The 20,815-nt window shown below is 69.3% G+C and carries 24 protein-coding genes; 9 read left to right on the forward strand and 15 right to left on the reverse strand.

Annotated elements, in window-relative coordinates; all coding sequences use genetic code 11:
• Positions 1-190: 190 nt before the first annotated feature.
• The 7 genes from AB5I40_RS16535 to AB5I40_RS16565 form a co-directional block, all read right to left on the reverse strand.
• Entirely contained in the window at positions 191-1,159 is a 969-nt protein-coding gene (locus tag AB5I40_RS16535; RefSeq protein WP_370939385.1) for an NBR1-Ig-like domain-containing protein, read from the reverse strand.
• 95 nt (positions 1,160-1,254) lie between these two features.
• Complete coding sequence (locus tag AB5I40_RS16540; protein WP_370939386.1) at positions 1,255-1,629, reverse strand: hypothetical protein; 375 nt, start codon at positions 1,627-1,629, stop codon at positions 1,255-1,257.
• A gap of 149 nt (positions 1,630-1,778) precedes the next feature.
• Entirely contained in the window at positions 1,779-2,009 is a 231-nt protein-coding gene (locus AB5I40_RS16545) for a hypothetical protein (RefSeq protein WP_116200055.1), read from the reverse strand.
• Positions 2,010-2,036: 27 nt separating this feature from the next.
• Positions 2,037-2,495: a GreA/GreB family elongation factor gene (locus AB5I40_RS16550; RefSeq protein ID WP_370939387.1), complete on the reverse strand. Its 459-nt coding sequence runs from the start codon at positions 2,493-2,495 to the stop codon at positions 2,037-2,039.
• Between the two features lie 87 nt (positions 2,496-2,582).
• Positions 2,583-2,762 (reverse strand): hypothetical protein, encoded by a 180-nt coding sequence (locus AB5I40_RS16555; RefSeq protein WP_370939389.1) that lies wholly within the window; start codon positions 2,760-2,762, stop codon positions 2,583-2,585.
• A gap of 7 nt (positions 2,763-2,769) precedes the next feature.
• Complete coding sequence (locus tag AB5I40_RS16560) at positions 2,770-4,032, reverse strand: NAD(P)/FAD-dependent oxidoreductase (protein WP_370939390.1); 1,263 nt, start codon at positions 4,030-4,032, stop codon at positions 2,770-2,772.
• A 118-nt stretch (positions 4,033-4,150) separates the two neighbouring features.
• Positions 4,151-5,689, reverse strand: a complete 1,539-nt coding sequence (locus AB5I40_RS16565) for a PucR family transcriptional regulator (protein ID WP_370939392.1) — start codon at positions 5,687-5,689, stop codon at positions 4,151-4,153.
• A 49-nt stretch (positions 5,690-5,738) separates the two neighbouring features.
• On the opposite strand from AB5I40_RS16565, the gene AB5I40_RS16570 reads away from it, so the two are divergent.
• A complete protein-coding gene (locus tag AB5I40_RS16570) occupies positions 5,739-6,146 on the forward strand; it encodes an MmcQ/YjbR family DNA-binding protein (RefSeq protein ID WP_370939394.1) in 408 nt (135 codons plus the stop codon).
• 53 nt (positions 6,147-6,199) lie between these two features.
• Positions 6,200-6,814 carry a glyoxalase gene (locus AB5I40_RS16575; RefSeq protein ID WP_370939396.1) on the forward strand — a complete coding sequence of 205 codons (615 nt, stop codon included), beginning with the start codon at positions 6,200-6,202 and terminating at the stop codon, positions 6,812-6,814.
• 67 nt (positions 6,815-6,881) lie between these two features.
• On the opposite strand, the gene AB5I40_RS16580 is transcribed toward AB5I40_RS16575, so the two are convergent.
• Together AB5I40_RS16580 and AB5I40_RS16585 are read right to left on the reverse strand one after the other, a co-directional pair.
• Positions 6,882-7,286, reverse strand: a complete 405-nt coding sequence (locus AB5I40_RS16580) for a nuclear transport factor 2 family protein (RefSeq protein WP_370939398.1) — start codon at positions 7,284-7,286, stop codon at positions 6,882-6,884.
• A 54-nt stretch (positions 7,287-7,340) separates the two neighbouring features.
• Entirely contained in the window at positions 7,341-8,870 is a 1,530-nt protein-coding gene (locus tag AB5I40_RS16585; protein WP_370939400.1) for an HD domain-containing phosphohydrolase, read from the reverse strand.
• Between the two features lie 81 nt (positions 8,871-8,951).
• Here AB5I40_RS16585 and AB5I40_RS16590 point away from each other — a divergent pair, with 81 nt between their 5' ends.
• Positions 8,952-11,123 carry a molybdopterin-dependent oxidoreductase gene (locus tag AB5I40_RS16590; RefSeq protein ID WP_370939402.1) on the forward strand — a complete coding sequence of 724 codons (2,172 nt, stop codon included), beginning with the start codon at positions 8,952-8,954 and terminating at the stop codon, positions 11,121-11,123.
• On the opposite strand, the gene AB5I40_RS16595 is transcribed toward AB5I40_RS16590, so the two are convergent.
• Positions 11,120-12,259, reverse strand: coding sequence for an FAD-dependent monooxygenase (locus tag AB5I40_RS16595; protein WP_370939403.1), 1,140 nt, complete (start codon positions 12,257-12,259; stop codon positions 11,120-11,122). The two genes, AB5I40_RS16590 and AB5I40_RS16595, sit on opposite strands and share 4 nt — an antisense overlap.
• Before the next feature lie 121 nt (positions 12,260-12,380).
• Here AB5I40_RS16595 and AB5I40_RS16600 point away from each other — a divergent pair, with 121 nt between their 5' ends.
• Entirely contained in the window at positions 12,381-12,692 is a 312-nt protein-coding gene (locus AB5I40_RS16600; protein WP_370939405.1) for an ArsR/SmtB family transcription factor, read from the forward strand.
• 14 nt (positions 12,693-12,706) lie between these two features.
• On the opposite strand, the gene AB5I40_RS16605 is transcribed toward AB5I40_RS16600, so the two are convergent.
• Positions 12,707-13,282, reverse strand: coding sequence for a TetR/AcrR family transcriptional regulator (locus AB5I40_RS16605; protein WP_370939407.1), 576 nt, complete (start codon positions 13,280-13,282; stop codon positions 12,707-12,709).
• An 81-nt stretch (positions 13,283-13,363) separates the two neighbouring features.
• On the opposite strand from AB5I40_RS16605, the gene AB5I40_RS16610 reads away from it, so the two are divergent.
• Entirely contained in the window at positions 13,364-14,245 is an 882-nt protein-coding gene (locus tag AB5I40_RS16610; protein WP_370939408.1) for an alpha/beta fold hydrolase, read from the forward strand.
• 55 nt (positions 14,246-14,300) lie between these two features.
• Complete coding sequence (locus AB5I40_RS16615; protein ID WP_370939410.1) at positions 14,301-14,906, forward strand: TIGR03086 family metal-binding protein; 606 nt, start codon at positions 14,301-14,303, stop codon at positions 14,904-14,906.
• Between the two features lie 88 nt (positions 14,907-14,994).
• Here the strand turns inward: AB5I40_RS16615 and AB5I40_RS16620 are convergent, their stop codons facing one another.
• Together AB5I40_RS16620 and AB5I40_RS16625 are read right to left on the reverse strand one after the other, a co-directional pair.
• Positions 14,995-15,378: a ribbon-helix-helix protein, CopG family gene (locus AB5I40_RS16620; protein ID WP_370939412.1), complete on the reverse strand. Its 384-nt coding sequence runs from the start codon at positions 15,376-15,378 to the stop codon at positions 14,995-14,997.
• Positions 15,375-15,521 (reverse strand): hypothetical protein, encoded by a 147-nt coding sequence (locus AB5I40_RS16625; RefSeq protein ID WP_370939414.1) that lies wholly within the window; start codon positions 15,519-15,521, stop codon positions 15,375-15,377. Before AB5I40_RS16625 ends, AB5I40_RS16620 begins: the two co-directional genes overlap by 4 nt.
• Positions 15,522-16,021: 500 nt before the next feature.
• Here AB5I40_RS16625 and murJ point away from each other — a divergent pair, with 500 nt between their 5' ends.
• Both murJ and AB5I40_RS16635 read left to right on the forward strand, forming a co-directional pair.
• On the forward strand, positions 16,022-17,857 hold the full coding sequence (gene murJ, locus AB5I40_RS16630; protein ID WP_370940534.1) for a murein biosynthesis integral membrane protein MurJ: 1,836 nt from the start codon (positions 16,022-16,024) through the stop codon (positions 17,855-17,857).
• A complete protein-coding gene (locus AB5I40_RS16635) occupies positions 17,847-19,658 on the forward strand; it encodes a hypothetical protein (RefSeq protein WP_370939415.1) in 1,812 nt (603 codons plus the stop codon). The genes murJ and AB5I40_RS16635 overlap by 11 nt, the downstream gene beginning before the upstream one ends.
• Before the next feature lie 40 nt (positions 19,659-19,698).
• Here AB5I40_RS16635 and AB5I40_RS16640 read toward each other — a convergent pair whose 3' ends face one another.
• Both AB5I40_RS16640 and AB5I40_RS16645 read right to left on the reverse strand, forming a co-directional pair.
• A complete protein-coding gene (locus AB5I40_RS16640) occupies positions 19,699-20,151 on the reverse strand; it encodes a LysR substrate-binding domain-containing protein (protein ID WP_370939416.1) in 453 nt (150 codons plus the stop codon).
• Positions 20,049-20,354 carry a hypothetical protein gene (locus AB5I40_RS16645; protein WP_370940535.1) on the reverse strand — a complete coding sequence of 102 codons (306 nt, stop codon included), beginning with the start codon at positions 20,352-20,354 and terminating at the stop codon, positions 20,049-20,051. Before AB5I40_RS16645 ends, AB5I40_RS16640 begins: the two co-directional genes overlap by 103 nt.
• Here AB5I40_RS16645 and AB5I40_RS16650 point away from each other — a divergent pair.
• Positions 20,286-20,723, forward strand: coding sequence for a hypothetical protein (locus AB5I40_RS16650; protein WP_370940742.1), 438 nt, complete (start codon positions 20,286-20,288; stop codon positions 20,721-20,723). The genes AB5I40_RS16645 and AB5I40_RS16650 overlap by 69 nt on opposite strands.
• The last annotated feature ends 92 nt before the right edge of the window (positions 20,724-20,815 follow it).

The following is a 20,815-nucleotide window of genomic DNA, read 5'->3' on the forward strand; positions in this document are numbered from 1 at the left end:
GGCGGCCATTCCCGGTTCGCCAATTCGTCCCGCGACCGCGGCGGGCATCGGCGGAAAATGTCCACAATGGAATCAGCGGGAACGGAACGAGCGAACGGGAAAAAGGGTACGGTTTTCTTGCCCAGGGCGGTGACCAGCGGAAATGCGCGATTGTGGACAGTCCGAAAAGGACTCGCGGCGCGTTCTCCGATTACTCGACGGTGACGGTGACCTGATAGAAAATCCCGGTCCGGTCCGGAAACACCAGCGCGCCGCGTTCGTCGACCATCTTCCACAGGACGTGGCAGACGCCGGTGCCGGTCGGCGTCACCGGGACGCTCACCTCGACCAGCTGTCCCGGTTCGGCGTCCGGGACCGGCACGCGCGGCGGGGACGGGCACAGCACCGTGGTGCCGCCCGCGACCTGCAGGAAGCGGCTGCGCCACGGCACCGAGCCGGTGTTCTTCAGCCGCCAGATCTTCGTGAACGTCTGGCCGTAGCGGGTTTTCGCGCCGTCGGGGAAGGTGACGTCGCCGGAGAGGCCGTCGCCGCCGAAGCCGGACGAGTCGCCGGGCAGCGGGTAGTGCGGGGCGGCAGCTTCCTTGTCGCGGGAGGACGGCGTGGCCAGGACTACGACCGCGGCCACGAGTCCGAGGACGACCAGGACGGTTGCCGCGACGACGATCGAGCCCCAGCGGCGGGTCTTGGCAGGTTCCCGGGACGGAGTGGCGAAGGGCTCGGCGGGAGAAGGGGCGTCGGCTGCGCTCCAGTCCTCTGCGCTGGGCGGCTCGGAGTGCGTCTCGAATGCCTGGTCCGGTGGACCGGTCTCGCCTGCCGAGTCCGACGGCTGTCCCTCGACCGCCTCTTCCCATCGCGCCAGCCACTCGCGCCGTACCGTCTCCTCGTCGCGGCCGAGTCCGGTCACCGCGAGGCTCCGGACGAACTCCCAGGTCGTCGGCCAGGACGGCGCGCTGCGTCCGCGCGTGGCGGCCGACAGGGCCGATTTCGACGCCGCCGCGCCGAGTTCCGTGCGCATCCGGTCGTAGGACGGGTCGCCTGCTTCCCGCTTCAAGTCCAGCAGCTCGCAGGCGAACCGGGAGACCGGACCCGCCTCCGCGTCGGGCACGATGTGCTTGCGACCTCGGCGGGCCTGGGGCTGCCCGGCCGCGGGCTCGCTCATGACACCTCCAATGATCGACATCGACCCATTGGAGGTTGCCAGGCGGCCCGGGGCGGCGCAGCCCCGGGCCCGCCCGGCGGATCAGCGAGCGGGGCTCAGAGCTTGCAGCCCTTCTGGATGCGCACGACCGAGTGGTCGATGCCGATGTGGAACTTCTTCTTGCCCTTGGTGCCGCCATTGGTGGTCATGCACTGGACGCTCATCGCGCCGTTCGTGTCCTTCAGCACGATGCCCGCGGACACCTTGTGCGAACAGTGGTTGTTGAAGTACACGGTGACGTTCGTGGCGCCGTCGCCCCACGAGTAGTTGGCCTTCTTCCCGGACGGCTTCGTGCACTTGATGCTCGCGGTGTGCTTGCTCTGCGCGCTCACCGGAGCCGCCGCGGTGTCCGCCGACGCGGCGGGCGCGGCGATCCCGGCGAATGCGATCCCCAGCGCGGAGGCGGCCATCAGCGTCTTGCCGATCTTCATGGGTGTCCCCTCGGACGAAACGGAATGGAGTTGCAGCCGGGAAATCCCGGTGCACTCATCCCAGCGCGCCGCCCGTTTTGTCCTCAACTCCTCGCTGTCCACGGTCAATGCGGGGTGTTGTCCACGCAGGTCAGCGAATTGTCCACGGCTCAGTCAGCCGGGCCGCGCAGTGTCAGGACAACGCGTAAGACGTGTTCGACGGCCGACTCGAACATCGCGCCGCGCAGTTCGCCGCGCGTCTCGAGGTTGCGCGCGGCGAGGTCGAGCATCCGGTCCGGTCCGACCCGGCGGACGAGGAGCGCGGCGACCTCCTCGAGGTCGAGGCTCGGGTTGTCGAGCCGGGCGAGGGCGAACTCGATGATGAGCTCTTCGTCGGTCACCCTTTCAGGGTAGCCACGAAACGGGCTTCAGCCATGGCTCTGATAGCGCCCGTACGGATAAGCCTCGACCAGGGTGACCCGCACGACCGCGCCGCTGGGCACCTCGTACTCCCGCTGCTCCCCCGGCTTGGCGCCGTCCAGCGCGCGCCCGAGCGGCGAGTCCGGCGAGTAGACCTCGAGGTCGGTGCCGACCTCGTCGCGGGCGGCCAGCAGGAACGTCTCGACGCCGCCGTCGTCGTAGCGGACGGTCAGGACCATGCCGGGCTCGGCGATTCCGTCGTCCGGCGGGTCTTCGCCGACGACGGCGTTCTGCAGCAGGTCTTGCAGCTGCCGGATCCGCGCTTGCCGGTGCTGCCTGCGGTCGAGCCGGTCGTGTTCGCCCGCCGCTTCGCCGAGTTCGGGTTCGCGTTGCAGGTCAGCGAGTTCCGCGGCGAGGCGGGCGTGCGCGTCGGCGGTCAGCCAGGGACGCGAAGAGGTCGTCGACATGAGAGGTGCCTTTCGGATGGCGTCCGTGAGGGCCGGGCTAGCAGGAGGCGCCCAGCCCCCACGGACTTTCGAGGAGTCCCGCGGCGGTCAGCGGGGCTCGGGCTCGGTGCGGCGGTCGAGCACGCCGGCGTCGGCGGCGAACCAGCCGGCGGCTTTCACCAGGATGTCTCTTTCGGTGCGCAGCAAGGCGTTCTCCGCGCGGAGGAACAGCAGCTCGGCGTGCTCGTCGCCGGTCAGCGGCGGCGGACCGGCGGGTTCGGCGGACACTGGGGTGTCACCGCAGCGGGTCGAACGGCCGCAGCGCATCCGGGCACCTGCCGGTGGCGATCTGCTCGGCGAGCAGCTTCCCGGTGATCGCGCCGTGCGAGAGTCCCCACATGCCGTGCCCGCCCGCGACGTACATGCCGGGCGCGCCGGTCTGGCCGATCACCGGCCGCCCGTCGGCGCTGACCGGGCGCGAGCCGACCCAGACGTCGGTGCGCTGGTCCCAACGCAGGCCCTTGAGCAGCGGCCGGGCCGAGGCGATGATCGCGTCGACGCGAGCCGGGTACAGCGGGTCGTCCGGCTTGCGGAACTCCATCGTCCCGGCCACCCGCAGCCCGCCCTGGTACGGCGTGCACGCGACCCGGATGTCCGGCAGGTACATCGGGCTCGGCACCGGATCGTCGGTCGGCACAGTGAAGGAGTACCCGCGCCCGGCGCGCACCGGGACGCGCACGCCCCATTTGTGCGCCAGTTCGCCCAGCCACGCGCCGGTGGCGAGCACGACGGCGTTGGCGTTGACCGTCTGGCCGTTCGCCGACAGCAGGGTGTAGGCGTACTCGTGCCTGCGGATCGCGGCGACCTCGAACCGGTGCCGGATCGTGCCGCCGCGGCTGACCACCGCGCGGGCGAGCGATTCGACGAACCGGCCGGGGTCGACATACCGCTGGCCGTCGATCCGGATGCCGGCCCCGATCCGGTCGGTGACCTGCGGGAAGTGCTCGCGCAGCTCCGGTCCGGCGAGCTGGGTCCAGGACACCTTCTGCCCGGCGTCGCCGAGCCGGTCCAGTTCCTTGACCAGCGTTTGGGCCTTCGCCGAGTTCTCGAACAGGGCGGTGATGGGCGCGTCGACGGTCGGTGCGTCGATGCCGCTGGCGGTCAGGATGTCAAACGCTTCAAGGCATTCCTCGTTGAACGGCAGGTTCGCGCGCACTGCCCGGTTCCAGGACCGGTGGGTGCAGTTCGCCGCGAAACGGGCGAGGAACTGCCACAGGCGCGGGTCCGGAGTGGCCGGGACGTGCAGCGGCGCCTGCCGGTCGAGCAGGGTGCGCAGGCCGTAGCGGAGGACGGCGGGTTCGTTGAGCGGGATCGACAATCCCGGCGAGAGCCAGCCCGCGTTGCCCCACGACGAGCCCGCCGCGATGCCCTCGCGGTCGACGACGGTCACCCGCACGCCGCGTTCCTGCAGGAACCAGGCGGTCGACAGTCCGACGATGCCCGCGCCGACCACGATCGCCGAACGCGGTCCGCCGTCCTTCCGGTCGAGATCGCCCATGGTGTGCCTCCGCCAAGCCGTGCCGCTGTTTGTGCTGGTGCGGCCAGGATGACCCGGATTCGGCGGACGGTCTTTGTCGAGTTCGGCCAAACGGAGCAAGCCCGTTTGTCCGGATCGGTCAATCCTGCGGATCGGCGACGGCGAGTTCGATGATCATCGCCAGGCGTTTCGCGGGCAGATCGAGCCGCAGCGGCGTCACGTCGGCCATCTTCCGCAGCCGGTAGCGGATGGTGTTGGGGTGCACGCCGAGCCGTTCGGCGGCCTCGGTGAGGTCGCCTTGGGTCTCGAGCCAGGCGCGCAGGGTCGCGACGTAGCTGGTCGAGTTGGCCGCGTCGTGCCTGGCCAGGTCCGCGATGGGACCGCGCGCCGGGGCTCGGCCCGCTGCCGCGGCGGCGCGCAGGCGGAGGATCAGGATGTCGTCCCAGGACTCGTCGTACGAGACGGCCGCGCCGGGCTCCGGGCGGACGTCGTGCAGGGCGAGACATTCGTCGGATTCCCGCCTGCTGGCCGGAAGATCCGCCGTGGACGCAGGCGCGCCGATCCCCGCCGCGACCGTGACCTGCGCGGGCAGCGCATCGCGGATCCCGTCGATCCACGCGCGGGCGGTCTCGACGTCTTCGCCAGGTAGAACGGTGTAGACGGTGTTGCTGAACAACGTGCTCCGACCTGGCCGCGACCAGCCGAAACCGGTGGTCGCGCGCTCGAAGGCGAGCAGCAGCGCGGCGTGGCGTTCGTCGGCGATGTGCGCCTGGAGCGCGACCACGCGGAACCGGCCGGGCGGCAAACCGAGCCTGCTCAGCACAGCCGCCGCGTCCGGGGTGCCTTCCAGCAGCCGGATCACCAGGTCCGACTCGACCTGCCGTTCGAGGTCAGCACTCGCCCGCGACCGCAGCAGATGCAGCCCGACCGTGCGGGAACTGTCGTGCAGGACAGTGCGCCGGACGTCCGACAGCGGCTCCTCGCACTCCACCCAGATCGACCCGAGCGTCTCGCGCCCGGCCCGGACCGCGACGACCATGCGTCCGGTCAGCCCGTGCTCCGGATCGGCCTCGACGAACAGCGGCTCGTCCGACTGGGCGAGGTGCGCGAACACGCCACGGCGTTCGAACAACTCGCGCACCTGGTCCGGCACTCGCCGCCCGAGGATCGTCTCCAGCCGCACTCGGTCCGCCCCCTGCTGGCGGCTGGAGTACGCGAGCACGCGCGACAACTGGTCCTCGATGGTGACCGCGCTGCCAAGTGCGTCCGCGAGGCTGTCGGCCAGCGCGAACAGGTCGGTCGGGCCGCGGCCGGATTCCGTCTCGCGGCCTTCCAGGACCAGGCCGTAGACGACGCCCGCGAGCTGTCCCCACGACACTTCCGGGTCCACGAGCAGCACCGCGACCTGGCCAGCCTCGGCTTTCGCGACCTCGTCCGGCCCCGGCGGCGTGGCTCCGCGCACCAGCACGACCGACGCCCGTGCTTGAGCGGCCCGTTCGACAGCTTCCAGCACTGATTCGACGCCCACCGCGAGGTAAACGTCGCCGCGCAACCCGCGCGGATCGGCGGGGTCGTCCATCACGACGTCCCGCAATGCCGTCGCGCGCGCGACGGGGCAGCAGCACAACCGCGCGCCGTATCCACCGAGGACGTTGACGAGCCGATCCAGCGTGACCATCCCCTGTTCATACCTGACGCGGTGCGCTGGGAGCCGTATCGTGCAGGTCATGCGGGCGCGGGTCGAGGACGTGCACGAGCTGGCGCTGGGGATGCCCCACGTCACGGTGGTGCGCGGCTCGCGGGAGAACCCCGTCTACCAGGTCGGCGGCAAGTCGTTCGTGTTCTTCCGGACGCCGCGGCCGGACGCCTTCGACCCGGACACCGGGCAGCGGTATCCGGATGTGATCGTGTTCTGGGTACCGTCCGAATCGGACAAGCAAGCGCTGGTCCAGGACCCGGACAGCCCGTTTTTCACCACTCCGCACTTCGACGGCCACCTGTCGGTGCTCGTCCGGGCCGCCCACCTTGGCTCGCTGACGCGGCAGGAGCTGGCCGAGGTCGTCGAGGACGCTTGGCTGTCCCGAGCGTCACCGCGCCGCCGCGAAGCGTGGCTGGCCGGACGTCCGGCTCGGTAAGCGATCAGGAATCAAGAAGCGTCGGGGCTGGTGCCGGACTTAGCGTTTACGGCATGACCTCATTCGACTTTGTCACCCTGGACGTTCCCGATGTCGCCGCCGCCGAGCGCTTCTACACCGCCGCGTTCGATCTGGGCGACCGTCTCCGCTTCCGCCACGCCGTCGCGCCGAGCACTGGTTTCCGCGGATTTACCTTGTCGCTCACCGTTTCCCAGCCCGCCAACGCCGTTGCTTACCTGGACGCCGCACTCGCCGCGGGTGCCACTTCGCTGAAGCCCGCCGCTAAGTCGCTGTGGGGTTTCGGCGGAGTTGTGCAGGCTCCGGACGGTGCGATTTGGAAGGTCGCGACTTCCACGAAGAAGGATTCCGGCGCGGGGGTTCGGGAATACGACCAGATGGTGCTGCTGCTGGGCGCGTCGGATGTGGCGGCGACCAAGCAGTTCTACGTCTCGCACGGGCTCGCGGTGGGCAAGAGTTACGGGCGCAAGTATGTGGAATTCGAGACGAGCCCGATCAAGCTGGCGCTTTACGGCCGGAAGGCTTTGGCGAAGGACGCCGGGGTGCCGGAGGAGGGTTCGGGTTCGCATCTGCTGACGATCGGCGGGAACGCCGGGAAGATCACGGATCCGGACGGGTTCGCTTGGGAGACTTCGGTTCTCGCTGGCTGATGGGTGGGTGGCCTCGTGAGTGTTTATGCCGGTTCTAACCGGGATAAACACTCACGAGAAGGTGAGCTCAGCGCGCCCCGTCCTCCGGGCAATAACCCGAACACAGCAACACCATCCGCGAAAACCGCCCGTCCGCGTCATCGTCCACATATGCCTGCTGTTCCACCGCGAACCACCCCTCCCCCAGCCGCTCCGCACGCACGCGCGCTCGCCAGCGCAGGTGCAGTCGCGGGCCGACCCGGTCCACCTCTCCCTCGGCGAGTTCGAAATCGGAGACCTCGCCGAACCAATGGGTGAACGCGGCGGTGACCTCGGCCGGACCGTGGAACTCGCGCAATCCCGGCGGCAGCAAGGCGGTCAACCGCACCTCGCTGTCCATTGCGGACGACATCCGCGCGAAGTCCTGTCTGCTCAATGCTTCGATGAAGGCGCCCGCCTTGGAAATGCGGGAGGCCTGGAGTTGTGTTGTCATGCCTCAGGTTTACGTCCGAAAGCACCGACCCGGATCGGGTAACTGCCCGATCTTTCACCCCGTCAGACCGCGGCGCATCGCGACCAGCGCGGCCTGCGTCCGAGTCGTCACACCGAGTTTCGCGTAAATGTGCTCCAGATGCGTCGAGACCGTCTTGCGGGACAGCGTCAGCGCGGCGGCGATCTCCGGGTTCGACAGTCCGCGGGCCAGGTGGAGCAAGACCTCGGTCTCCCGGGCGGTCAAGCCAGCAGAGGTGCGGCGGACCCGTTGCCCCGTAGCGGTCAGGACGGCGCTCACCGCGTCAGGATCGAGGCGTCCGGCGTGGGCTTCCGCAGTGAGCGTTCGCGCGGCCACGGAGGGAGCCAGCGGAGGGCGGTGCGGGCGCGGTTCGCCGAGTGCGTGGTAGACGTCGGCGGCGGAGAGGACCCGCGACGTCATCGGCAGGGCGTCGCCGGAAAGCCCGTGCGGGTAACCGGAACCGTCGAGTCGTTCGTGGTGATGGGACGCGCAGCGGGCGACCGCGGCGAGGCCGGGCATTCCGGCGAGCATCCGTTCGGTCAGGTACGGATGCGTGCGCGCCCGTTCGGCCTGCGCGAGCGACCACGGCCGGGTCGCGTTCCAGATCGCGCTCGGGACGCCGATCATCCCGATGTCGTGCACCCAGCCTGCGCGGCGCACCAATCGGACCTCCGCGGCGGGGAGGCCGAGCCGGGTCGCGCCGTCGGCGGCGAGCGCGGCGACTCCTCGGGAATGTCCTAGTCGCGGCGGGGATTTGAGATCGGCGAAGTCGGCGAACGCTTGCAGGGCTCGGTCGAGTTCGTCGTCGGACAGCTGGACGCCGAGCCGGGGGTCGAGGGCGATCACCTCGTCCCACGCCTGGATCCGGTCCAGCCCGGCCAAGATGTCCGCGCGGTGGTTCAGGAAGCAGTCGACCAAAGCCGGGTCGAACTGCGTGCCCCGGCGTTCCCGGGCGACGGTGACCGCGCCGTCGACGCCCGCGGTGTCGTGGAAAGCTTCGACGTTGTCGGCGAGCTGGACCAGCCGGATCGCCGGGTCGAGGTCCGCGCCGCCAGCGTCGCCGGGGACGCCGCGCCCGTCCCAGCGTTCGAAGGACTGCAGCAGCGGACGGCAGACGTCCTCACCGAGGTCGAGCCGTCCGGCCAGCTCGCTCGCGCTTTGGCAATGCGCCTGCATGACCTCCTGCACCGACCGTCCCGCGGTGGCGAGAAACCGGCCGACGAGCGCGGCACGGCGGAGTCGCGGACCGCCGCGGCCGAGATGGCGCAGGACGAACATCGCCATCGCGACCCCGGCGAGGTCGCCGTCGTGGCTGTCGGCATACAGCTCCGTCTCGTCGCCGAACAACGCGGCCAGCTCGCTGGTGTCGGCGGCGCACCCCACCCAGGTCAGCAACGACGTGTAGTAAGCCGCCGCGCGCACGCTGTCGTCGGCACCCGCCGCGTCGGCCAGTCGTAGGGCGATGACGGTCTGCCGCAGCACGCGCTCCATCGGGCGGCCCATGCCGAGATCGGCCACCAGCGACAAGGTGGCGACCAATTCGGACAACCGCACCGGCGCGTTCACCCCGGAAAGTCGCCGGTGAAACCTCGGCTGTTACGCCGGACGGAGCAGTCCCGACTTCCAGGCAGAGCCCGGAGGTGCGCGATGGCGACCGAAGTACCGACGTTCTGCCCGCTGTGCGTGTCGAGGTGCGGAGCCACCGCGACGGTCGAGGACGGGCGGCTGCTCGCGCTCCGCCCGCTGCCCGGCCATCCGACCGGCGCCGCGATCTGTGTCAAAGGCAAGGCCGCGCCCGAGATCGTCGCGCATCCGGACCGGCTGCTGCACCCCCTTCGCCGGACCGCTCCGAAGGGCGCGGCCGACCCGGGCTGGGAGCGCGTGAGCTGGGACGAGGCGCTGGCGACGATCGCATCCCGGCTGACCGCGATCGCCGCGGAGTCGGGTCCGGAAGCGGTGGTGTTCGGCAGCGCCTCGCCCTCGACGTCGGCGATGTCGGACACCATCGAGTGGCTGACCCGGCTCCGGCGCGGCTTCGGCAGCCCCAACTTCGCCGTCTACATGGAACTCTGCGGCTGGGGCCGCCACCTCGGCACGCTTTACACCTGGGGCGAGCCGGTCCCCGGCGCGTACCTGCCCGATCTCGAGAACGCGCAGTGCGTCCTCTACTGGGGCTACAACCCGTCGGTCTCGCGGCTCGCGCACGCCACCGCGACCACCGCCGCGCTACGGCGCGGGGCCAAGCTCGTCGTGGTCGATCCCCGGCGCGCCGGGCTGGCCAGCAAGGCCGACCAGTGGCTGCGCGTGCGCCCCGGCACGGACGCCGCGCTGGCGTTGTCGCTCACGCACGTGATGATCGACAACGGTTGGTACGACAAGGAATTCGTCGAACGGTGGACCAACGCTTCGAAGCCGGTCGACTCGGGCCGCCGGGTCTGGGATCTGATCGTCGAGGAATGCGCGAAGTACCCGCCCGAGGCCGCCGAGGAGATCACCGGCGTACCCGCTGACCAGATCGTCGCCACGGCCCGGCTGCTCTGGGAGCAACGCCCGGTCGCGTTCTACACCTGGAGCGGGCTGGAGCAGCACAGCAACGCGACCCAGACCGTCCGCGCCATCGGCCAGCTCTACGCGCTCACCGGATGCATCGACGCGCCCGGCGGGAACGTGCTGTTCACCCCCGTGCCAACCAACCCGGTCGACGGCCGGGAACTGCTGCCGCCCGAGCAGCGCGCCAAGACCATCGGAGTACAGGAGCGTCCGCTGGGCCCGGCGAGGTTCGAATTCGTCACCGGCGAGGATTTCTACCGCGCCGCCCTGGACGGCGTGCCCTACCGTGCCCGAGCGCTGGTCAACTTCGGCGGCAACCTGGTCATGGCGCACGGCGACAGCTTGAGGGGGCGGGACGCTCTCCGCGCGCTGGATTTCTTTGTCCACACGGATTTGTTCCTGAACCCGACCGCCGAGCAGGCCGACCTCGTGCTGCCCGCGGCGAGTGCATGGGAAGCCGAAGCGCTGCGGATTGGTTTCGAGACAAGCCAGGCCGCGCAGTCGACTGTCCAATTGCGACAGCCGTTGGTAGCCGCCCGCGGCGAAGCCCGGTCGGACTTGCGGATCATCTTCGACCTCGCCATCGCCCTCGGGCTCGGCCCGCAGTTCTTCAACGGAGACATCGAAGCGGCCTGGCAACATCAGCTCACGCCCAGCGGCATCACACTCGACCAACTGCGCGCGGCCCCGGAAGGAATCCGGCTGCCGCTGGAAACAGTCCATCGCAAGTACGAACAACGCGGCTTCCGCACACCGTCCGGCCTGGTCGAACTGTACTCGGAACCGTTGCTGCACCATGGATATCCGCCGCTGCCCACCTTTACCGAACCCTCGATCAGCCCGCTCTCCCGACCGGATCTGGCGGAGCGCTACCCGTTGATCCTCACCTGCGCGAAATCGCTGTTTTTCTGCGAAACCCAGCATCGGGAAATCGCCAGCCTGCGCACATCCGCCCCCGAACCCAAGGTCGAACTGCACCCGGAAACCGCTGCGGCACGCGGGATCGACGCCGGGGATTGGGTGCGGCTGGAGACGCCGTTGGGGAGCATCCACGCGAAGGCGAAATTCAACGTCAACTTGCGCCCGAACGTCGTATGCGGACAGCACGGCTGGTGGCAGCCTGCCGATTCACTCGGGCAGCCCGGCTATCCGCCCTTCGGCGACGGCAGCGCGAACCTCAATCTCGTGCTGAGCCAAGGCCCGGGCGACCCGATCAGCGGCAGTTCGCCGTTGCGTGCTTCCCTCTGCGAGATCGCCAAAGACGGTTAGCGACTGTTCTGCTTGGCGGGCAAGGGATTTCGGGCAGCGAGGCCGACAGCACGGCCGACGGTATTGCGCAGCGCCAGCCCGTGCCGAGTTCGCGGAACGAGCAGCGTGGCGACGAGGCCGACGCGCCGGTGCCTCGGCTCCACGTGCCGCCGATGCTTCGCCTCGTACGCCTGAAAGGCTCGCGCATGATCACCGGGATGCGCTGCGAGCGCTTCGGCCAGCGTGTGCGCGCCAGCCATCGCCATGCTCGACCCGTCGCCGAGCAGGGCGACTGCGGATGCCGCGTCGCCGAGCAATGCCACACGGCCGCGCGACCACTTGCCCATCCGCACGTTGGCGAGCGGATCGAAGAAGGGCGCAGGGTGATTCTGGTACGCCTCAACCAACTCGGGGCTTCGCCAGCCGATGCCCGCGTACGCCTCGGCAACCAGGCGCTTGTGGAGCGCGGTGTCGTGGCGGTCGTAGCCAGGCACGCGCCCGCCGCGGAAAGTGAACATCGCGAGTGGATTCCCCCGGGACGGGTGGATGGTGAGCATCCGGGCGGGCGCGGTCAGCATCACCGCCGCCTCCGGGTCATCGAGCGCATCGGGCTCCAGCGGCACCGTCGCGCTGTACATGCCCATGCTGGTCGTGAACTGCTCCGCCGGCCCGAAGACCATGCGGCGCACCGGGGAATGGATGCCGTCCGCACCGACGACCAGGTCGAACCGGCGCGGCGGCGACCGGCGGAAGGTGGCCTCGACTCCTGATGGGTCCTGCCGGAGGCAGGTGACCGTTTCGTCGAAGAGGAACTCCGCGTCGTCGCGCGCTGCCCGGTGGAGTACCGCGGACAGGTCGGAGCGGGTCACTTCGACCGACTGCGGGGACGTCGTCGGGACCCGCAGGAGCTGTCGCCCGTCCGGATCGAGGAGCGAGAGGACGCTCGCGCGGGTGGCGATCTCGCGCAACTGCGGGAGGATGCCCATGCTCTTGACGACCGTGAGCGCCGGTTCCTTGACGACGACGGCGCTGCCGCCGGATCGCAGTTCTTTGGCCTGCTCGACGACCGTCGGCCGGTACCCGTGCCGGGCCAGCCAGTAGGCGAGTGCGGGACCGGCGATACCGGCACCGTGGATCAGGACGCGGGAAGGCGTCATAGCAGCAACCTTTTCGGTGGAGGGAAGCGACGAGCGCGGTTTCAGGTACGAATCTCGTCGTACCTGCAGTCAAGCACGGCCGTAAGGTACGATGCAAGACGTACCTGAAAGAGGTGAGGCGATGTCAGTTCCGTCCGAAGACGATGCCGCCGATCTGGGCACGGTGTTCCGCGCGCTCGCCGACGAGCACCGCCGCACCGTGATCGCGGAACTGGCGGCGGACGGGAGCGACAGCGAGCGCACCTGCAACTCGTTCGACCTCCCGGTGTCCAAGCAGACGCAGACGCACCACTTCCGGGTTTTGCGCGAGGCCGGGCTCATCCACGAGATCAATTACGGGAACCGGAAGGGAATCCGGTTGCGCCGGGCGGAAATCGACCGGCGGCTCCCCGGCCTGCTCGATCTGCTGACCGCCGAGCGCCGCGCCACCTGACTCCAGCGCCTGCCCTAGTTCCGCGCCCGCGCGAGCGCGCCCAAACTGATGTCGACTATCGCGCGGAGCTGCTTCTGGCTCGCCCCGGCCCGGCTCATCACGGCCAACGACTGGTTGACCGCCGCGAGGTGAACGGCGAAGTCATCGGCGTCGGCCAACTTCGCGGCACGCAAGGCTTTTCGCAGCCGCGCCTGCTGGAAACCCAGAGCTTTGGTCGCGCGCGCGACGATTTCCGGGCTCAGCACCGGTATCGCCATCGCGGTCTGGGCGACCAGACATCCGTCCGGCACCTCGGGGTCGGCAATGCGTTGCAGAGTGACGTCAAAGAACTCCCGAACCGCCAGCAGCGGATCCTCGGCCGCCTTCGACAAGGCCTGGTCGTACCGGTCTCCGTAACGCGCGGCGTAGCGATCCAAGCAGCGCAGGTAGAGCGAGTCCTTGTCCCCGAGCGAGGAGTAGATGGAACTGCGGTTCAGTCCGGTCGCCCGGGAGAGGTCGTCGAGAGAAGTGTCCGCGTACCCGGCCCGCCAGAACTGGACCATCGCCGCGTCGAGCGCGACGTCCACGTCGAACTGCTTCTTCCCGGCCATCCACGCACCCCGTTCTCTCGCCGTCGCACCCAGCGTAGCTCATCTTGAACTGTCCGGTTCAAGATGAGCTACGCTGGGGCCATGACTGCCGCCGCGCTGCCCGAATTGCCGCTGTATGACCTGCCGGGCTTCACCCACCGCTGGGTCGAGGGCCTCCACGCCGTGGAAGGCGGTCCGCAGGCTGGCCCCGCTCTCGTCCTGCTCGCCGGATTCCCGCAGACCTGGTGGGCTTGGCGCAAAGCGATGCCGGGCCTCGCCGAACGCTTCCGCGTCATCGCGATCGATCTGCCAGGGCAAGGCCACTCCGACCGCCCCCACGACAGCTACGACACGCACACCGTCGCCTCGCGGATCCAAGCCGCGCTGACCGCGCTCGAGGTGCCGAAATACTGGCTGGCCGCGCACGACGTCGGGGCTTGGGTGGCTTTCTCGCTGGCCCTGAAGCACGAAGACCGCCTGCACGGCCTCGCGCTGCTGGACGCCGGCATCCCCGGAATCACCCTCCCGGACTCCATCCCCACCGACCCCGACCGCGCCTGGAAAACCTGGCACTTCGCGTTCCATCTGGTGCCCGATCTCCCCGAAACCCTCCTCACCGGTCGCGAGCGCGAATACGTGGACTGGTTCTTGAAGGCCAAAGCGCTGAGCCCCTTCGACCGCACCGAAATCGACCACTACGCCGCCGCTCTCGCCGCCGAAGGAGGACTCCGGGCGTCGCTCGCCTACTACCGCGATGCCGCGGAATCGGCGCGCAAGAACCACGCCGCTCTCGAACGGCAGCACCTGACCGTCCCGGTCCTGGGAATCTCCAGCTCCCACGGCTCGATCCCCGACATGGCCGCTTCCATCAGCCCCTGGGCAGACAACGTGACCGGTGTCGTCATCCCGGATTCCGGACACTTCATTCCGGACGAACAACCCGCCGCGGTCGTGGCGGCGCTGACCGCGTTCATCGGGCAGTAGCGCGACGTCGGATTTTCGCCAGCTGACGGGTCCTCGTGGCGAAAGACTGGCAGGCATGACCAATGCCCTCGGCCGATTTCTGGCTGCCAGCACCGAATTCGACCAGCGCCTGCGGTCCGTCCGGCCCGAACAGTGGACGGCCCCGACGCCCTGCTCGGAATGGAACATCCGTCAGCTCGTCAACCACATGGTCCGAGGAAATCTCAACTACGTCGACCTGCTCGCTGGCGGGACCCGCGAGAATTTCCTGCACATGCGCGACGCCGACGCCCTAGGCGACGACCCACTCGGCGCGTACACCGCGTCGATGCGGCTGGTCGCCGACGCCTTCAGCCGTCCCGGCGCGCTGGACCGGGTGCTCGACTATCCGCTGGGCCAGGTGACCGGACGCCAAGCGCTGGCCGTGCGCGCCACGGATTGCGCCATCCACGCGTGGGATCTCGCGCGCGCCGTTGAGGTCGACGACCGCCTCGACCCGGGCCTGGTCACGTGGATCAGCGACAACCTCGAAACGATCTACGCCGGACTGGCGGAATCCCCCGTCGCCGCCGACACGACGCACCGGTTCTTCGCCGCTCCGGGGACGCTCGGCGAATCAGCGTCGCGGCAGGACCAGTTGCTGCACCTGATGGGCCGCAACACCGGCTGGCAGCCGCATTAATCCGCAGCCGAGATCAGCGGGCGATCGGCCAAGGCTCGCTCGCCGCGCCCAACCCCTCAGCCAGCGGAGTTCGGGCTGTTCGCCGAACTCAGACGGATTCGCGGTAGACCCGTCGGGCGATCTGCTCGACTTGTTCGACGGTGAGCACCGGCGCATCCGAGCGCTGCACCGCTTGGGCGAGGATCCGCCGCACCAAGGCGGAGGTGGGAATCTGCTCCGCCGCGGCGCGCGCCTTCAACGCGGCCGCGAGCGATGACGGTACCCGCAGGGACAGCGCGGACTGCTCGTTCTCGGCGATATCAGCAGCGACCGCGTCCGCTTCTTCCTCTGCGTGGTCCTGGCGGGAGCGTGCGTGCCGCAGCATGCGCTCGCGCTTGACCGGATCGGCTTCCCGCCGCGCCGAGGCTTCCTGCTCGGCGATCTCTCCCCGAATCCCGGCCAGCACCTGCTCGCGGCTCATGGGCTCAGTCATGACGCATCGTCCTCTCCTCCCGGTGCCGCTCGGTACGCACGCAGGTCGGCGCCGTTGGTCTTCCAGGCATTGATGCCCGAATGATCCACGCGGTCGATGATCACCGTGATCACGAATCCCGCCGCGGGCGAGTAGCCGATCACGCAGATGCAACATACCTGCACCAACGCGGTCTCCGTGCCCACTGGTCAAGCACGGAGTTCGGTTCCCGCTCCGCCTGGAGATCCTTCGTCTTCGACGCGTTCTTCGAACAGCTTCGCCATGGCATTCGTGCCACCGGGCCGTCCCGAGCCCCTCGCCAGCAGGGGCCGCTCTCGCGGTGCTTACCGAACAGTAAATCTCTCCCCGGATCAGCCACCGGGACGCGCGGACTGACTACCCTTGGGGTTCGAATCGACCGTTGACGATGGGGCACACGTTGGACAGCGACCCGGAGTGGCCGCCAGAGCGTCCCGCCGAACGCGTCAAGCGGCGCCCGCCGCCTGAGCAGAGCCCTGACCACCAGACCGTCCGCATCCCGCCGGGGGCGAACGGTTATCGCAGGCGGCTGCCACCGCGCGGCCAGCAGCCCCAGCCCCAGCCGCCTCCCTGGCAGCGGCGGCCGCTGGTCCGGCCGTGGCAGCAGGAGCGCCAGCAGGACAGCATGCCCTTCGGCGCGCCGCCGCTGGCTCCGAACGATCCCGACGCGACGATCTTCATCCCGCGCGTCGGCGGGGTCCCGGCGAGTTCGAGATGGCCGGTCGCCGACCCGGACGTGCTGCGCCCGTACGACTCGCTCGTCCCCCGGATGCTGCCGCGGCTGCCCAGCGGCGCGCCGGCCAGCAGTGCGCCGGCCGGCGAGGCCACCGTCCGCGTGCCGCGCGTCGAGCCGAAGGCGCCGCCGCCGTCGATCGCGAAGTCCAGCGGGAAGATGGCCGTCGCCTCGCTGGTCAGCCGGATCACCGGTTTCCTGTGGAAGCTCATGCTCGTGTGGGCGGTCGGCACCGGCGTCGAGAACGACTCGTTCAACATCGCCAACACGCTGCCGAACGTCGTTTTCGAACTGCTGCTCGGCGGCGTGCTCAGCAGCGTCGTGGTGCCGTTGATGGTGCGGTCGCAGGACGATCCCGACGGCGGCGCGGCCTATACGCAGCGAATGCTCACGGTCGGCCTGACGGTCCTGGCCGCGGGCACCGTCCTCGCGGTGACCGCGGCACCAGCGCTGACCTCGCTGTACACGGAGCAGGGCGGACACGCCAACTCCGCGCTGACCAACGCGTTCGCCCGGCTGCTGCTGCCCGAGATCTTCTTCTACGGCGTGTTCGCGCTGCTGTCGGCGATCCTCAACGCCAAGCACATCTTCGGCCCGACGGCGTGGGCCCCGGTGATGAACAACGTCGTCGTCATCGCGACCCTGGGTTTGTTCATGCTGATGCCGGGCAAGATCTCGACCGATCCCGTGCGCATGAGCGACCCGAAGCTGCTCGTGCTCGGCATCGGCGTCACGCTGGGCATCGCCGTGCAGGCGGCGCTGCTGGTCCCGCCGTTGCTGCGGACGGGGTTCCGCTTCAAGTGGCGCTGGGGCATCGACAAGCGCATGAAGGAGTTCGGCGGCCTCGCTCTGTGGATCCTCGGCTACGTCGCGGTCAGCCAGGTCGGCCTCACCGTCAACACCCGGGTGCTGACCAGCGGCGACGCGGGCGGGGTGACCATCTATTCCAACGCCTGGCTGCTGTTCCAGCTGCCCTACGGCGTGATCGGGGTGTCCCTGCTGACCGCGATCATGCCGCGGCTGTCCCGCAACGCCGCGGACGGCGATGTGCGCAAGGTCGTGGCCGATCTTTCCTACGGGTCGCGCATCTCCACCGTGATGCTGGTGCCGATCGCCGCGGTGATGACGGTGGTGGGCGGATCGATCGGGGTCGCCTTGTTCAGCGGCGGCGCGAACTCCGCGGCCGACGCGGGCCGGCTCGGCGAGGCACTGGCGATCTCGTCGTTCGGGCTGCTGCCGTACGCGCTGGTCATGTTGCAGCTGCGGGTCTTCTACGCGATGAAGGACGCGCGCACCCCGACGCTGATCATGGTCGTGATGACCGTGGTGAAGATTCCGCTGCTGTATCTGTGCCCAGTGCTGCTGGACGCGCGCGACATCGTGCTGGGCTCCATGCTGGTGAACTCCCTGACGTTCGTGGTCGGCGCGATCATGGGCCAGGTCTGGTTGTGGGCGAGCCTCGGCAACCTGCGCAGCAAGCGGGTGCTCGGGGTCATCCTGTTCACGGTCGTCGCGAGCGGACTCGGCGTCGCTGCGGCCGTCGCCGCCGGCTGGCTCGTGCCGGACACCGGGAGCCGGGCGACCGTGTGGGTCAAGCTGATCCTGCAGGGCCTCGTCGGGCTCGGGGTGTCGTTCGGCGTGCTCGCGGCGCTGAAGGTCGAGGAACTCGCGCCCGCGACGAAGAGGTTTACTCGCTTGGTGAAAGGCAGGCAACGACATGCCGAGTGACCGCGCAACCCGCCGCAGCGAGCCGGGAACGGTCGCTTACCGGGTCCTGTCGATCCGGATGATCTGGTTCGCCTCCGCCGTGATCGTGGTTCTGGGAATCGCGGTCGCGGTGTGGCTCGTGGCGGCTTTCGGCAACGGCGACGCGCAGGAGCGGAACCAGCTCGAGGCGATCAAGACCGCGGGCACCGTCGTGGTCGGGACTGGCGGAGCGGCGGCGCTGCTGCTCGCCGCCCGCCGTCAGCGGAGTGCCGAGATCGCGTTGAAGCAGAAAGACCTTGACCAAGCCTCGGCGGCGCGGACGCACGCGCTTCAGGAGCAGGTGGCCGACGACACCCGGCTGGACGCGACCGAACGCCGGCTCACCGAGCTCTACAGCAAAGCTGTCGACCAGCTCGGATCGGACCGGCTGGCGGTGCAGCTCGGCGGGCTCTACGCACTGGAGCGGCTCGGCCAGAACAGCCCGGACCAGCGGCAGACGATCGTCAATGTGCTCTGCGCCTACCTGCGCATGTTCTCCGACAGCGCCGCCGACACCGGCCCGACCCGCGACCAGCACGCCGTGCAGCAAGGCCGGGTCCGGCACGCGGTGGGCGAAGTCCTGGCAGCCCACCTGCGACCCGAGGCGCCGGACCACCGCTTCTGGCCGGCCACCGACCTCGATCTCGGCGGCGCGAGCCTGCTCGACTTCGATCTGAGCGGCTGCCGGGTGCGTTCGGCGGACTTCCGCGCGACGACCTTCGTCAGCAGCGCACGGTTCGAGGGCACGAATTTCACCGACACGGTCAGCTTCGCCTCGGCGAAGTTCACCGCGGAGGCCGACTTCAGCCGCGCTGTTTTCGCTCAGTGCCCGCATTTCACCTCAGTCAGCTTCGGCAGCGACGCGGTGTTCACCTCGGCGAATTTCACCAGCGGGTTCAAATTCGACGATGCGGTTTTCCTGGCCCGTTCGCGCTTCGACTCCGCGCGATTCACGCTCGGCGCGGAGGTGGTTTCGAGGTCGTTCGAAGAACTGCCGACCGAGGTGACCCGACACCTGCGAGCCCTGCCGACCCGCGTTCCGTACGCCGATATTCCAGCCCCCGCCGCGGGTTCTGTGCCGCTCGGTGTCGGTGTCGACGGAACGCCTGCTGTCTGGCGTCCTGCCGTCGACTCGCACTTCGTCGCCTTCATGGGGCCGGAATCAGGGAAGACGACGTTGGTGCGCACCATCATCCGCGGGCTCGTCGAGCAGTACACCCCGGCGGAGGCAGCGATCATGCTGGTCGATTACCGCCGTAGCTCGCTCGGCTACGTGGCGACGGAACACCTGCTGGGCTACGCCGTCGTCCGCGGGCAGCTCACCGCAATGCTCGAAGACGTCCGGACATCGATGCAGCGGCGAATGCCCGGACCGGACGTCACCTCGGAGCAGCTGAGGAATCGCAGCTGGTGGTCTGGACCTGAGCTGTATGTGATCGTGGACGACGCCGAATTGGTCTTCCGTGGCGACTCCGACCCGTTCGAGCCTCTGCGCGAGTTCCTCCCGCTAGCGAAGGATGTCGGCCTGCACCTCGTGGTGGTCCGCAGCACGGAAGGAGCGGCCGAAGCGCTCGAACACGGTGCGCTGAGCACGCTGGCCTATTTGGAGGGTCCGGGGATCGTCGGCGACGGCGACTTCCGGGAGGGCCCGCTGCTGGGTGGCGTCTGGCCGTCGGCTCTGCTGCCGGGCCGCGTGACGAAGGTCAGTCGCTCCGGCCGGGAGCTGGTTCAGCTCGCGTGGTCGGAGGCCGATCCGCTCGCAGCCGGGACAGTCAGCGGTTAAGCCAGATCGTCGTGCTGATGGCTGATCAGGGGAGCCCGTCTCACTCGATGTGCGACGCGGCCTTGGCGAGCAGCCCGCGCAGCCACGTGTGGCCGGAGTCCGCGTCGTGCACCGGATGCCACCAGAACGCCTCGACGATCGGCACCGCATCGAACGGCACGTCGACGATCCGCACGCCGAGCGCCCCCGCGAGATCCCGGGCCAGCCGCTCCTGCACGAACGCGATCCCGCCGCTGCGGCGGACCAGATGCGGCATCGCCAGGAACGAATCGGCGGTCGCACAGACCCGCGGCGCGATCCCCAGCAGTTCCATCTGCCGCCACGCGGGCGCTCTCCCGAGCAGGTCCTGGAACGTGGTGACCCACGGGAGCCGCGACAGGTCCGTCATCGTCAGGTGCTCGCCGACGTCCGGGTTGTCGGCCGCGACGACGCAGACCCAGCGGTCGCGGAACAGGTCCAGCGAGCGCGGCAGGTCCAGGTAGCCGTGCGGCATGAAGATCCCGTCCACCGTGCGGAAGAACTCCCCGTCGCGGCCGAGCGCCTCGGCGGTGGCTGCGCCGAGAACACCCGCTCGACCGCGACGCTCACCCACGGCCGCAGCTGTTCGGCGAACGGGGTGAGCTGGTAGTGGTTGCCGACGCGGGTGAGCAGTTCGTCGCCAAAGTGACGGCGCAGCTTGGCCAGCGCGGCGGACAGCGTCGGCTGAGTGCGCGAGAGCCGGGCGGCGGCGGTGACGGTTCGCTCGGTCAGCAGCCCGCCGAGGCCTGGGTCCCCAACCCGAACGGCCTGAGCACCGACGAAATCCGCGCCCAGTTGCGGCGGCTCTATCTCGACACCGCGGCGACGGGTTTCCCGTCCTGCCTGACGGCGGCGCTCACGATGACCACGCCGGACCACCTCGTCTACGGCTCGGACTCCGGCGTGCCTTGCAGCACCGAGGAAACCATCGAAGCCAGCCGGAAATCCCTGCTCGAATTCGACGGCCTGACAATGCGGCAGCGCCAGGACATCGGCCGCAACGCCACCGCCCTGTTCCCCAACGCCGCGGCCCGCCTCGACGGCTGATGTCACGGCGTTCGCCGAATCTGAAGCCGAGGCCGGACGACCTGGCGGTGATCCCCCGAGAAAGGGCATCACACGTACAAGTGGGGCGGGAC

Origin of the sequence: Amycolatopsis sp. cg13 (assembly GCF_041346965.1) — a bacterium.
GTDB lineage: Bacteria > Actinomycetota > Actinomycetes > Mycobacteriales > Pseudonocardiaceae > Amycolatopsis.